The sequence below is a fragment of the Cobetia sp. 29-18-1 genome (assembly GCF_029846405.1).
GTDB lineage: Bacteria > Pseudomonadota > Gammaproteobacteria > Pseudomonadales > Halomonadaceae > Cobetia > Cobetia amphilecti.
Genome location: NZ_JARWKS010000007.1, coordinates 170967 through 184495 on the forward strand (window position 1 = coordinate 170967; position 13529 = coordinate 184495).

The following is a 13529-nucleotide window of genomic DNA, read 5'->3' on the forward strand; positions in this document are numbered from 1 at the left end:
AGTGATCACTGCCATGAAAAAGACGCCAGCCGCAGAGTCTGCGACTGGCGTCTTTTTTTGCCCATGAGGCAGACAATCAGCCGATCAGGCGCCCAGCTCCTGCTCGATCAGCGCCAGCGCCGCCAGGGGATCCTCCGCCTGGGTGACAGGACGCCCGATCACCAGATGGGTGCTACCGGCCGCCATGGCTTCACCGGGCGTCATGGTGCGCCGCTGATCACCGGCCTGCGCGAAGCTCGGGCGAATACCCGGCGTCACCTTCAGGAACTCAGGGCCACACAGCGCCTTGAGACTCGGGGTCTCACGTGCGGAGCACACCACACCATGCATGCCGCTCTGCTGGGCGAGGGCCGCCAGCCGCTCGACCTGCGCAAGCGGCGTGACATCCAGCCCGATACCGGCCAGATCGGCCTGTTCCATGCTGGTCAGCACCGTCACGGCGATCAGCTGGGTGTCGAGGCCGCGAGTCGAGAGCGCCTCGGCGGCGGCCTGCATCATGCGCGCCCCACCAGAGGCGTGGACATTGGTCATCCACACGCCGTGCTCCGCTGCCGCCAGCACGGCCTGGGCGGTGGTGTTGGGGATGTCATGGAATTTGAGATCGAGAAAGACCTCGAAGCCGCGTTGATGCAATGCCTTGAGAATCTCGGGACCCACACGCGTGAACAGCTCCTTGCCCACCTTGACGCGACAGCGCGCAGGATCCAGCTGGTCTGCCATGGCAAGCGCAGCACTCATGTCCGGGTAGTCGAGGGCGATGATCAGGGGGGAAGTCGTGGCAGGCATCCGGGCTCCAGGCGATGTGGCAGGCGCAATGACAGGAGGTCATGGGCTCGGGGCGACATTATAGCGCTCGGCTCTGTCGTTGTATGCCCAGGGAAAGACGAATCGAATCAGCAGGCTAACGCTCGTAGTGCTTTCTTGCGTTGAGCGCAGAAAGCCGCGCAAGGATGAGAAATCGTTTAAATCTAAAATGACTACAAATCTAATACCTGAGCCAGAGTATTTCTCGCGCAGGGCCTCGGGTGGTCGCCCCGCGCACTTCCAATCGACCGCCCTGATGTGAGCATAGGAAGCGACCATGAAAACCCTGCTAGGAACACTTCTCGTGACCAGCCTGCTGGTACTGTCACCGACCAGCCAGGCCGCAGACATGAACATCAACACCGCCACTGCCGCACAACTGACCGAGCTCAAGGGCATCGGTGGCAAGAAGGCCCAGGCCATCATCGAATGGCGCAAGGCGAACGGCCCCTTCACCGACGTGGCACAGTTGACCGAAATCAAGGGAATCGGCCCCAATACGCTCAAGCGCATGAACACGACATTGACGCTGGGCGAGCCGGGCAAGCCAGGCAAGACGACCTCGGCCATCAACACGAAGAGCCCGTCGGTCAAGCAAGACGGGGCTATCCAGAAGAGCCAGACTGTCAAGAAAAGCCAGAGCATCGACAAGACCACCACCGGGAAGGCCGTCGACTCCCACAAGGAAGTCGAGAGCCTCAAGACTGCCAGCAACAATAGTTGAGCCGTCTCGCCGGGCAGGCAACCTCGTGCCAGTTGCGGGGTTGCCTGTCCAGCGACACTCTTCCTCCCAGAGAACTGGCACGAACTGGCAAGAACTGGCAAGAACTGGCAAAAGCTTTCAAGCAGCCCGCAGGCAAGCCAGCGTCATGCAAACGCGATGCTAGCCATTCCCCCCTCTGGACCCCACAACCAAAAAAGCCGACCCGAAGGTCGGCTAGCGGGGTTTCCCCCTCCCCTGACGGCGAATCGGCACCTGCAAAAAAGCCCGATTCTGACAGCGGCCATCCTGGCCTGCCCCTTCCCCAAGGGGCTCCCTGAATGCCAGCCTCTGTCGGCAGCTGACACCTGTGCTTCTGACATCGATAGCTCTGATATCAATCGCTCTGACATCAATAGCTCTTCCGCCTGTGTCGGCCTGCTGCGGCCTCGACAAGGACACTCTACCCCGCCATGCCCCGCGCGAATCTGATCTGCATCAAGTCCTGAAGGCTTCACGGCTCGATCCTTGCGGCTGGCGCGCAGACGACTGATCCATATCAATTTTCTCCATCGCTACAGACCTCAACAACAGACAGCCCCACTGCCGAGGATACCGGCAGCGGGGCTGTCTGTTGTTGAAGAGGGGCTGCAACGATGAGCTTGAGCGTCACACCCATCCGCAATGCCTACCTCAGCGACGCACCTTCTTGTCTTCGATCTCGGTATGGCTGACATCGAGACCGAGCGGATGACCGGCCGAGAGTTCGGCACGCGTGGCATCGCGTACTTCCAGCACCTCGACTTCCCAGCTCAGCGCCTGGCCTGCCAGCGGGTGATTGGCGTCGACCTTGACCTGCTGCTCACCGACTTCCAGCACCGTGACCGACCGCTGGCCTTCCGGGGTGCGGGCCTGAAAGCGCATGCCGGCGTTGATCTCGCCCGGGCCGAAGGCATCACGCCCGAAGTACTGCACCAGGCCTTCATCCCGCTCACCGAAGCCTTCGGCTGGCGTCAGATTGACGACCTTGCGGTCGCCGACATCGCAGCCCTCAAGCGCGCTCTCGAGCGCTGCCAGAATATTGTCGTGGCCATGCAGGTAATCCATCGGCTCACGCTCAAGGGAGCTATCCAGCACAGTGCCATCAGCGGTGCGCAGGGTGTAATGCAGGCTGACGACCTGCTGGGAAGTAATCGCCATGGGAACCACTCCAGAAGAAAGGTGCAATGCGGTCTCGCGGATCAAGTCGGATGAGACAGAACGACAGCTCAGCTTTCGCTACGCCGCAGCTGACGACTGGACAGCTCGACACGCTGTTGCTGATTGATCAGATTGAGCAGCACGATGACGCGCTCATCGCCCTTCGCGCTCTCAAAGACGCCACTGAGCGAACTCAAGGGGCCATCGATGATCTCGACCTGCTCGCCGGCCCGGAAATAGACATTCTCCGGCGGTTGCTCCTGGCGTTGCTCGCCGCTGGCGATCAGGGCTTCCACCAGAGGCGTCGGCACCGCCGTCGGCGTGTTGCCGAAGCTGACCAGCTTGAGCACGCCACGGGTCGAGCGAATCGGACGCCAGTTGTCATCCATCTGATCAAGGCGTATGAACAGGTAATAGGGGAAGAGCGGCTCTTCGACCCAACGCAGCTTTCCGCCGCGCTTCTTTTCCACCTCCAACAGGGGGTGGAAGACGTGAAATCCCTGATTGGTGAGGTTCTCCGCCGCACGGAAGGATTCCCCGCCCTTGCACTGGATCAGATACCAATGCGCCTTGGCAGCTTCTCGGGCTTCACTCATGATGACCTCTCATTGCCTGCCTGCCCCACTCATGCGTGTCTCGACCTGCATCATGCCTGTCGGCTGACCGGCAGGACAATGCATGGCTCTTGCCCTCAGGCAGTGCGACAATCCGGCCATGAATGACGCAAGCGGCAGATAGCCGCTCACCGTGCGTGTGACACGCGCGGCCACACCCTCTGCATGGACAGGCAAGGCTTTGACTTCAAAGGATTTACGCTTACTCGTTGGCCGTCATGGTATCACGTTCCTGATGGGCTTCGCCTCCGGGCTGCCACTGCTGCTGACCGGTAGCGTGCTGCAGGCCTGGATGACGGATGCCGGTGTCTCACTGGACGCCGTGGGCCTGCTCGCGCTCGTCGGCCTGCCCTACACCCTCAAGTTTCTGTGGGCGCCATTGCTGGACCGCATCATGCCGCCGGTGCTCGGTCGGCGCCGTGGCTGGCTGATGATCGCCCAGCTGGCCCTGACCGCACTGATCGCGCTGCTTGCCTTGCAGGACCCGCACATGTCGCCGCTGACCATGGGCGCCATCGCGCTGGCGGTCAGCTTCTTCAGCGCCACCCAGGACATCGTGATCGATGCCTATCGGCGCGAGCATCTGCCGGACAACGAGCTGGGGCTGGGCTCCAGCTTCTATGTCTATGGCTACCGCATCGGCATGCTGATGGCCTCGGCCGGTGGCCTGGTGCTGGCCGACATGATCGGCTTCCGCGTGACCTACCTGATCATGGCCGCGACCCTGGGCGCCTGCATGCTGGTGACCCTGCTGGCACCGGAACCCGAGGCTCAGGCCGCGCCGCGCGCCCATCATCTGCATGAGATCCTGTGGGACCCCATCCGCCACTTCATGAAACGCGATGGCGCCATCTGGCTGCTGCTGTTCATCCTGCTCTACAAGCTGGGTGATTCCGTGGCGGGCAATCTGACCACGCCCTTCTACAAGGACATCGGCTTCAGCAACTCCCAGATCGGCGCGACCGTCAAGCTGTTCGGCCTGTGGCCGTTGCTAGCCGGCACCTTCTTCGGCGGCCTGATGATCATGCGCATCGGCATCTATCGGGCGCTCTGGTGGTTCGGCATCCTGCAGATGGTGTCGACTGCCGGCTTCGTCTGGCTGCATCACGTCGGTGATTCGCTGGCGTGGCTCGCGGCGGTGGTCGCCTTCGAGAACCTGGCAGCCGGCATGGGCAGCGCCGCCTTCATCGCCTTCATGGGCGCGCTGACCGACAAGCGCTTCACCGCCGGCCAGTACGCGATGCTCTCATCGATCATGGGCCTGCCGCGCGTGGTGATCGCCGCGCCCTCCGGCTATCTGGCCGATGCGGCCGGCTGGGACAGCTTCTTCTGGATCTGCACGCTGGCCGCCATACCGGGCCTGTTGCTGTTGCTGCGCTTCCGCCACTGGGGCGCGATGCTGGCCACGCCACACAAGTCACCCGCCATGTCGGGCGAGTGACAACGCCGCGCAGGCAACCTGGAGAGCCCGAAAACAGCAGGGGAGCCCGAAAACAGCAGGTAGCACCACGAAACCCATCAAGAAGGAATGAGGCAAGTCAGTCGGCGTCGTTGACACTGTAACAGCAGGTAAACGATGCTTATGCGGCATAGTGCATAAAGATAACAAGCTGCACCGCAGGCCCAGCTGGCGCCTGGCGGTGACATCAAGCACAGGGAGCCCGTCATGCCCATCACCACCCGGATTCACGAAGGCATCATGATCACGCCGCCTGCCCAGCTGACAGGCGAGCTCGCGCGCTATTTCCGCCAGGAGATGCTGGCGATGATTCCTGAGCACACCGGCACGCTGGCGGTGGACCTCAGCCATGTCGAGGCCATCGATGCCGATGGGCTCTCGGTGCTGGTCAGTCTGCATGATGCGCTGTCCCCGGCGGCGCTGGTGGTGGTCGAGCCCTCGCCGGTCATGCAGACAGAGCTGGAGCGCGTGCGCCTGTTCGAGCTCTTCGATATCTACTATCAGCGCGACCCGCTGCTGGAGTCGAGCGGCGACACGCGGACAGGGCCTTCTCGTGAGGTAGCCTGATGAAACGCGACCTGACTCGGCCCAGCTCCCTTTCCCGCTCTCTTCGACGCCTGCTGGGCGTCGCGATCACGGCCGGCCTGATGGGCGGCTGTACGCCGATCATGCTGGACGACACCCCCGCCGAAGATCACTGGCAACAGGCGACCCACTGGCCGCTGGAGCTGCCTGCCCCTCATGCCGATGATCGCTTCATGCAACTGCCCGCGGGGGATGACCAGCGGCTGGCGGCGGGCGATCGTCTGAGCGTCAGGGTCGCCGGCAGCGAACTCTTCGATGGCAGCTACGAGGTGGATCATGACGGACGCCTGCGCCTGCCGTGGCTCTCGCCGGTCGAGGCCTCCAACAAGACCATCGACGCCCTGGCGGATGAGATCACCCGGCGTCTGGTAGAGGAAGAGCTGATTCGCCCGGGTCTGGCGCATGTCAGCATCCGGCTCGAGGAATGGGCGCCGTTGGCAGTTGCGGTGTCCGGCGCGGTGTTCTTCCCGGGCGAGGCGGTCATCAATACCCGCCTGCCGGAAGAGCGCATGGTGCGCCGCGATTTCGCCGGCGGCGATGCCAGTCAACAGCGTCGTCTGTCGGCGGCCTTGACCACGGCCGGAGGCATCCGCCCCGACGCGGACCTGAGCCATATCGAGCTGATTCGCGACGGCCAGACACAGATTCTCGACATGCGCGGCCTGATCGACGGCGAATATGCCGCCAATCCCTGGCTGCGTGTGGGTGACCGCATCCACGTGCCCTCCAGCGGCGCCTTCCAGGCCGCACTGATGCGCCCTTCGCCGCTCACCGCGCCGGGCATCGTCATCTATGCCTCCAACCTGACCACCCCGGCCAACAACAACAACGTCAGCAATTACACGGTGTTGCGCTCGCAGGTGCCCTACGGCGTGCGCATGCTGCAGGGCGTGATCAATGCCAACTGCGTCGGCGGCATCCAGGCGACCTCCGGCTCGCGCCGCGCGGTGCTGATCAGTACCAACCCGATGACGCATCAGCCGGTCGTGGTCGATCGCGGTATCGATGCCCTGCTGGCCAATCCGGCGGATGTGGGCGTCAATCCCTATCTGATGCCCGAAGATGTGGTCGGCTGCTATGACTCCGGTGTCACCAACATCCGTGATATCGCCCGCACGCTGACTGACCTGCTGACGCCGGCCACTCTGCTGTAACCCATCGCCTGTCCGTTGATGGAATGCGACTGATCACTACCACGCGACAAGGATGTGCATGACAGAGTCCCGCTCACCCGACACACCACAAGACGCAGCCAAGCCCTCATTGGGGCGCCGATTCCTGGGCGTCCTGCTGGGCTGGGCGGCGCGTGGCTCCAGCATGCGCCCGCGCACCCGCCGCGCGGCCTACCTGTTGCTGGCGACCGCCATCCTGAGTGTCATCTGGGGGTTGACCATCGCCTTCATCGCCGTGGCACCTGTCACCTACACCACCAGCTGGACGATGATCCTGCCCGGCACCGGCTCCGGTCTATCGGTGAACTTCGAGAGCATCGGCCAGGCCAGCACCAGCGCCAACTCTTCCTACTCCAGCTCCTCGCTGGACCCCAAGGTCAACTACCGCGCCATCGCCGAGAGCCCTGCCGTGCTCGAGCGTGCCGCCAGCACGGTCGACATGCATCCCGACGATTACGGCAAGCCCAAGATCAAGCTGACCGACCAGACCGCGCTGATCGCCTTCCAGACCAGCGCGCCGAGCGCCAAGGCCGCGCTTGCACGTGCCAATACGCACATCGATGCCTTCAATGAGGTGATCGAACAGCTGCGCAATGATGAGCAGGCGCGCCGCGAGGCCGTCATCCGTCGCTCACTCGAGACCTACGATCGCACGCTCAAGGAAACCCAGCGCAAGCTGCTCGAGTTCCAGTCCACCTCAGGGCTGGTTTCCATGGAGCAGTTCAAGGAACTGACGCTGAGTGTCGAGGCGCTCAAGGACACACTCGAGACGCGGGATGGCGAGCTGTCGGCCCTCAACGCCCGGCTCGCCACCCTGTCCAGTCGCCTGGGACTGGACGCCGGCCAGGCCGGTGGCGTGATCGCCCTGCAGCGCGACGCCCGCTATCAGGCGCTGCTGACTCAAGCCGCGGAGCAGGCGGCCAGTCTCGATGAAGCGCGCGGCAAATGGGGCGAGCGCAATCCGGAAGTCATCAATCTGGCCGCGGGGCTTGATTCCCTCGAGCGCTCGCTGGCCTCACGCATGCGCCAGTTGCTGCCCCGCCAATCCTCGCGCAACCAGAATGCCCTGCGTGCCGCGTCCGGCCATGCCAATCAGGACACCCTGGTCGGCGAGCTGATCACCCTGGATACCCAGCGGCGCGGCGTGATCAGCGAGCTTGCCACCGGGCGGGCCAATCTGGCGGCCCGCCAGCAGCGGCTGGACAACAGCGTCGCCAAGGCCGCCCAGCTGCAGGACCTGCTGCGCGAGCAACAGGTCGCCACGGCGGTCTACACCACGGCGCTGGCCAAGATTGATATCGGTCAGATCGACCCCTTCGCCAGCTACCCGATGCTGCAGATCCTCGATCCGCCGCCATTGCCCGAGAAGGCGGATTCGCTGGGCATCAAGCTGGCCATCGTCGGCGCGCTCGCCGCGAGCGTCTTCAGCATCATCGGCCTGATTCTCCTGTGGATCAGAAAACCCTACCTGCTGCGTCTGCAGCAAAGCGTGTGAGCCGCCGATGTTTTCCCTGAAGGCGGGGCCAGAGGCGGATGTCCGCCCCGAGACCCCGGAAGAACGCATCATCTGGTTCTCGATCACCGCGACCTACCTGTTCTATCTGGTCGGCGGCCTCTACGTGCTGGCACCGGTGCTGGCATGGTCACTGGTGATGCGTGCCGCCTGGCTGCACCTCAAGGGCCGCCAGCGTTTTCCGCGCCTGCCCTGGCCACTGTGGGTGTGGATCATCGGCATGATCGTGATGGAGTTCTCGCTGCTGGCCGGCCACCTGATCGAGAACCTCGGCACCGGCAAGCTGATCAAGTCCTCCATCGGCTGGGCCAAGGGCTGGGCGCTGCTGGCGGTCTTCCCGATCATCGGCTGTCTGGCGATCCGCCCGGCGGTGATCATCCGCGCGGCCATGCATGTCTGCCTGCACACCATGCTGTTGCTGCCGGTATTCGTCGGCGCCTGGCTGGCGGGGCTGCCTCAGGTGCCCTTCGTCTCGCCGCTGCAGGCCATCGGCGGGCCGGGGCCGGAATTCTTCGCCGTCTCGCTCTATGAGATCGACCCCGGCAGCGGCATGCCGCGCTGGCGCCTGTTCACGCCCTGGGCACCGGCGGTGGGCTTTGTCGCCAGCATCTATTTCGCCTGCGCCCTGCTCGAGAAGCATCCCTTGTGGAAGGCAATCGGCATCGGCGGCAGCGTGCTGATGATCCTGATGTCCGGCTCGCGCATGGCGCTGGTGTCGCTGGTGTTGATCAGCGCCGGGATGTTCCTGCTCAAGCGTCTGCACAAGCCGTGGCTGTGGTTCAGCTTTTCCGGCGTCAGCCTGATCGGTGGCTTTCTCGGCGCGCCGATCCTGGAGGCCATCGACAACTTCATCGCCGCCTTCAAGGGCTCGCGGGCGGACTCGACTCGTGTGCGGGCCGCGCTGGGGCGCATCGCGGTGGATCGCTGGCGCAACGAGGCGCCGTGGTTCGGCCACGGCATCGTCGAACGCGGCCCGCACCTGGTGGAGTACATGCCGATCGGCTCACACCACAGCTGGTATGGGCTGCTGTTCGTCAAGGGCATCTTCGGCCTGTTCGCGCTGTTGGTGCCGATGCTGGTCAGCCTGCTGCATCTGCTGCGCTTCGTGGTCGGCCGCCCTGTCGTGCAGCTGGGCTTGATCATGGTCGGCCTGCTGTTCGTCTACTCCTTCGGCGAGAATCTGGAGATTCTGGCCTACCTGATCTGGCCGGGCCTGATCCTGATCGGCAAGGCGCACCAGCTGGCGGGCCTGCCCGCCAGCGAAGGGCATATCCACAACATGGGGCCGGTGGATGTGGAGAAGCCGCTTTCAAGGGCGGCGCCCACCTCCGCCGATACCGGCAGCAGCGACACGGCAACCTAGCCAGATCTCGGAATAGTGGAACAAGGCTGCGCCAGATCACGCCAATTCATCAGTACATTGCGCTAGAGTGGCTACACCAGCCGTTCAAAAGCATGACTGACAAGACCAGATGCCTGGAAAGGCACGACAAGCCAGGGAGCCAGGCGATGGGGGTGATCACGCGACTCAAGACACGTCTGACAGGTGGTGGAGACGGTGGCAATGGCCGCCTGATCCGCAATCTGGCCTGGATGGGCATGTCGCAAGGGGTGCACCGCATAGCGCGTCTGGGCGCGACCCTGGTGGCGGCGCGCATGATCGCGCCGGAGTCCTTCGGTATCGCCGCCATCGTGCTCACCGCGCACGAGATCATGCACGCTATCTCCAATGCCGCCGTGGTACCCGCTCTGGTGCAGGCCGGTCGCGAGGGATATGAACGCCTGTGCCGCGATGCCTACTGGTTCAATTGGGTGGTGTGTCTTGGCCTGATGGTGCTGCAGATGGCACTGGCCCCGCTGCTGGCCTACCTCTATGACGCTCCCGATCTGACCCTGCCGCTGATGGCGCTGGCGCTGATCTTCCCGATGTTGCCCCCCGCCGCCATCAACGCGGCGCGAATTCTGCGCAGCAACCGCCTGCACATCACGGCGCGCATCGAGATGGGCCAGAGCATCGGCGAGGCCATCGGTGTGATGCTGCTGGCCGCCATGGGCGCCGGGTTCTGGGCCTTGATCCTGCCCAAGCTGATCGTGACGCCCATCTGGACCCTGACCTACCGCTGGTGCGAGTCATGGCGCATTGATGAGCGCCCCTCCACGCTTTGGTCGCGGCCGCTGATGAGCTTCGCGCGCCCGATGATGGGTGTCGAGGTGGTCTCGGTACTGCGTCAGCAGATGGATTACCTGCTGGTCGGCGCCCTGTTCGCCATGGACGTGCTCGGCGTCTACTTCTTTGCCTTCAATGCCGGGCTCGGCATCAGCCTGGGACTCTTGCGCGCCTACTCCACCGCCATCTTCCCGCAGCTTTGCGGCGACATGACGCCTCGCGAACGACTGGCACGCATGCACCACGGCATGCGCCTGTTCGCGCTGGTCGCCGTGCCCGCCATCATCGCCCAGAGCCTGCTGGCCCCCTGGTACGTGCCGATCCTGTTCGGGGAGGCCTGGGTCGAGCGTGGCGCCCTGCCGATCCTGATCCTGATCTGTCTCTCCGCCCTGCCGCGCATCCTGCTCGACAGCTGCGGCCAGCTGCTGCGCGCCCAGGGCATGCCGGGGGCAGACCTCAAGCTGCAGATCTTCATGACGCTGATGCTCGGCGCCGGCATGTTCGCCGGCGTGCCCTTCGGCATCAATGGCGTCGCGGCCGGCATTCTGGTCGGTATCAGCCTGGCCGCCCTGCCCGGCTACCTGTGGACACGCCGGCTGATCCTCGCTCAGGACGGCCGGATGACAGATGCGCCGCCACCAGACTCGCCAGACACACCAGACACACCAGACACACCAGACACACCTCACGCAGCATCCACCGCATCGCTTTCCCCAGACAGGGACGTCCAGGAGGCCAGACCATGACCCCGACCTTTTCGGTCATCATGCCGATCTACAACGTCGAACGATTCGTCGCGGCCGCCATCGACAGCGTGCTGGCGCAGGAGGACGGCGACTTCGAACTGCTCATCGTCGACGACTGCTCCCCCGATGGCAGCCGGGCGATCTGCGAGGCCTACGACGACCCGCGTCTCACGCTGATCACGCATCCGGTCAATCGCGGCCTGGCCGGGGCCCGCAACACGGGCGTACGTGCCGCTCAGGGCCGCTATCTGGCCTTTCTGGACTCCGATGACATCTGGGAGCCCGCCAAGCTGGCGCGCCACCGCGAGCACCTCGAGGCACGCCCCGAGGTAGGCCTGTCCTTCTCGCGCTCGGCCTTCATCGATGCCGACGGCGAACCGCTGGACTACTACCAGATGCCGAGCCTGACCGACATCACGCCGGGGCTGCTGTTCTGTCGCAACCCGGTGGGCAATGGCTCGGCGCCGGTCATCCGCCGCGAGATTCTCGAGGCCATCGCCTTCGACTGTGAGGTCAAGGGGGGCGGTGTGCTGCCTTGTTACTTCGATGAGAGCCTGCGCCAGAGCGAAGATATCGAATGCTGGACACGCATCGCCCTCAAGACCGGCACCACGGTGGAGGGCATTCCCGAGCCGCTGACCCGCTACCGGCTCAATGAAGGCGGGCTTTCGGCACAACTGGAGCGCCAGTATCAGAGCTGGCTTGCGATCGTCGAGCTGACGCGCGCCTACGCGCCTGACTTCATCGAGCAGTGGTATCCCCGCGCCCAGGCCTACCAACTGCGCTACCTGTCACGTCAGGCGATTCGCCTGCGTGACGGGGATGCTGCCTGGGAGTATTGCCGCCGCGCCGTCAAGGCATGGCCGGGCATCTGGAAGGCGGAATTCGGGCGCACCGCCGCCACGGCAGGGGCCGCCCTGATGTTGCGCGTGATGCCCAAGAGTCTCTATCTGCGTTGTGAAGGGCTCGCCCAGGGGGTCATCGGCAAGGCGCAGAAGAAGAAGATCGACAATGCGCCGCGCCCGCAGTCGGCCAGACCGAATCAACAGCAGGACGCTCATGAAGTGGAGTCGCCATGATGAGCCAGCCATTGGATCAAGCCCTCTTCACCACTGAGCGCGTCAAGACACTGCCTCACGTCAAGGTACTGGGGGTGCCCTTCGTCAACACCAGCCTCGACACCTGCCTGAGCCTGCTCAAGAGCTGGATCAGCGACCCACAGCCGCGCACCGTCAATTTCGTCAATGCACACTGCCTGAACGTGGCCCAGGTCGATCGCTATTACATGCAGGTACTGCATGACAGCGACCTACTGCTGCCCGATGGCAGCGGCGTCAAGATGGCCTGCCGCATGCTCGGCCAGGAGCTTGAGGCCAACCTCAATGGCACCGATCTGCTGCCCCACCTGTGCGACATGCTGGTGGCGGAGAACAAGCGCCTGTTCCTGCTCGGCGCCGCGCCGGGCGTGGCCGACAGGATGGCCGACAAGCTTCGCGAGCAATGGCCGACGCTCGAGATCAGTGGCGTGCATCACGGCTTCATCGGCCCGGAAATCATCGACGACGTGCTGGCGCAGATCAATCAGGGCACTGACCTGTTGCTGGTGGCGATGGGCGTGCCGGCCCAGGAGAAGTGGATCTCGACCTACCGTGAGCGACTCGAGGTGCCGGTGGTCATGGGCGTCGGCGGTCTGTTCGACTTCTATTCCCAGCGCATCCCGCGTGCGCCGGGCGTCGTGCGCAGACTGGGCATGGAATGGGCCTGGCGGCTGCTGATGGAGCCACGCCGCATGTTCAAGCGCTACGTGCTTGGCAACCCGAGCTTTCTGATGAGCGTGCGCAGGTATGGGGAAGAGGCGATTCCCGGCCGTGGCCTGTGGATGAAGTCACGCTCCAACTGGCGCCACTTTCGATGGCGAGTGAGCAACTGGCTGACCCCGCGCGCGCGCCGCGCCATGGATATCGTCGGCGCCAGCGGCGTGCTGCTGGTGCTGTCACCGCTGCTGCTGGGCACCGTGCTGGCCATCCGCCTGGAATCGCCAGGCCCGGTGCTGTTCGGCCAGGAGCGTATCGGGCGTCACGGCAAGCCGTTCAAGCTGTGGAAGTTCCGCTCGATGTACATCGACGCCGAAGAGCGTCTGCGCGAACTGCAGGCCGCCAACGAGAGCGAGGGTGGCGTGCTGTTCAAGATGAAGCAGGACCCGCGCATCACGCGGGTGGGTCGTATCATCCGCAAGCTTTCCATCGATGAATTGCCGCAGCTGTGGAACGTGCTGCGCGGCGAGATGGCGCTGGTCGGGCCGCGCCCCGCCCTCGCCCGCGAGGTGGCGCTCTACGAAGCGCGTGCGCGCATGCGTCTGGATGCCACCCCGGGGCTGACCGGGCTGTGGCAGGTGTCGGGGCGCTCGGACCTGTCCTTCGAGCAACAGATCCATCTGGATCTCTTCTACCTGCATCGTCAGGGCATCAAGGAAGACATCAAGCTGCTGTTGCGCACGATTCCTGCCGTTCTGACCAGCCGTGGAGCCTACTGATGCGCGAGACTCCCTCTCTCATTCGTGCTGCGCTGC

At 64.2% G+C, this 13529-nt stretch carries 12 protein-coding genes; 9 read left to right on the forward strand and 3 right to left on the reverse strand.

Translation table 11 applies throughout. The features are described from left to right. Window positions 1-84: 84 nt before the first annotated feature. The gene (gene pyrF / locus QD208_RS07785; protein ID WP_153635206.1) at window positions 85-786 is read right to left on the reverse strand and encodes an orotidine-5'-phosphate decarboxylase; all 702 of its coding nucleotides are present in this window, start codon (window positions 784-786) and stop codon (window positions 85-87) included. Window positions 787-1081: 295 nt separating this feature from the next. On the opposite strand from pyrF, the gene QD208_RS07790 reads away from it, so the two are divergent. Further along, a complete protein-coding gene (locus QD208_RS07790) occupies window positions 1082-1528 on the forward strand; it encodes a helix-hairpin-helix domain-containing protein (RefSeq protein ID WP_279836450.1) in 447 nt (148 codons plus the stop codon). A 669-nt stretch (window positions 1529-2197) separates the two neighbouring features. On the opposite strand, the gene QD208_RS07795 is transcribed toward QD208_RS07790, so the two are convergent. After that, window positions 2198-2704, reverse strand: a complete 507-nt coding sequence (locus QD208_RS07795; protein ID WP_043332448.1) for a peptidylprolyl isomerase — start codon at window positions 2702-2704, stop codon at window positions 2198-2200. Between the two features lie 68 nt (window positions 2705-2772). Continuing rightward, the gene (rfaH, locus tag QD208_RS07800; protein ID WP_176676340.1) at window positions 2773-3300 is read right to left on the reverse strand and encodes a transcription/translation regulatory transformer protein RfaH; all 528 of its coding nucleotides are present in this window, start codon (window positions 3298-3300) and stop codon (window positions 2773-2775) included. A 253-nt stretch (window positions 3301-3553) separates the two neighbouring features. Between rfaH and QD208_RS07805 the strand changes: the two genes are divergently transcribed. The 8 genes from QD208_RS07805 to QD208_RS07840 all read left to right on the forward strand — a co-directional run bounded on the left by QD208_RS07805 (window position 3554) and on the right by QD208_RS07840 (window position 13493). After that, the gene (locus QD208_RS07805) at window positions 3554-4759 is read left to right on the forward strand and encodes an AmpG family muropeptide MFS transporter (RefSeq protein ID WP_082388128.1); all 1206 of its coding nucleotides are present in this window, start codon (window positions 3554-3556) and stop codon (window positions 4757-4759) included. A gap of 225 nt (window positions 4760-4984) precedes the next feature. After that, window positions 4985-5344 (forward strand): STAS domain-containing protein, encoded by a 360-nt coding sequence (locus tag QD208_RS07810; protein WP_043332452.1) that lies wholly within the window; start codon window positions 4985-4987, stop codon window positions 5342-5344. Next, window positions 5344-6516 carry a polysaccharide biosynthesis/export family protein gene (locus QD208_RS07815; RefSeq protein WP_279836451.1) on the forward strand — a complete coding sequence of 391 codons (1173 nt, stop codon included), beginning with the start codon at window positions 5344-5346 and terminating at the stop codon, window positions 6514-6516. Before QD208_RS07810 ends, QD208_RS07815 begins: the two co-directional genes overlap by 1 nt. 58 nt (window positions 6517-6574) lie before the next feature. Then, window positions 6575-8029 (forward strand): hypothetical protein, encoded by a 1455-nt coding sequence (locus tag QD208_RS07820; protein ID WP_279836453.1) that lies wholly within the window; start codon window positions 6575-6577, stop codon window positions 8027-8029. A gap of 7 nt (window positions 8030-8036) precedes the next feature. Next, on the forward strand, window positions 8037-9410 hold the full coding sequence (locus tag QD208_RS07825; protein WP_279836455.1) for an O-antigen ligase domain-containing protein: 1374 nt from the start codon (window positions 8037-8039) through the stop codon (window positions 9408-9410). Between the two features lie 146 nt (window positions 9411-9556). Then, entirely contained in the window at window positions 9557-10960 is a 1404-nt protein-coding gene (locus QD208_RS07830) for an oligosaccharide flippase family protein (RefSeq protein ID WP_279836456.1), read from the forward strand. Continuing rightward, window positions 10957-12039, forward strand: a complete 1083-nt coding sequence (locus tag QD208_RS07835; RefSeq protein WP_279836458.1) for a glycosyltransferase family 2 protein — start codon at window positions 10957-10959, stop codon at window positions 12037-12039. Before QD208_RS07830 ends, QD208_RS07835 begins: the two co-directional genes overlap by 4 nt. Beyond that, window positions 12039-13493, forward strand: coding sequence for a WecB/TagA/CpsF family glycosyltransferase (locus tag QD208_RS07840; protein ID WP_172978618.1), 1455 nt, complete (start codon window positions 12039-12041; stop codon window positions 13491-13493). The genes QD208_RS07835 and QD208_RS07840 overlap by 1 nt, the downstream gene beginning before the upstream one ends. Window positions 13494-13529 lie beyond the last annotated feature (36 nt).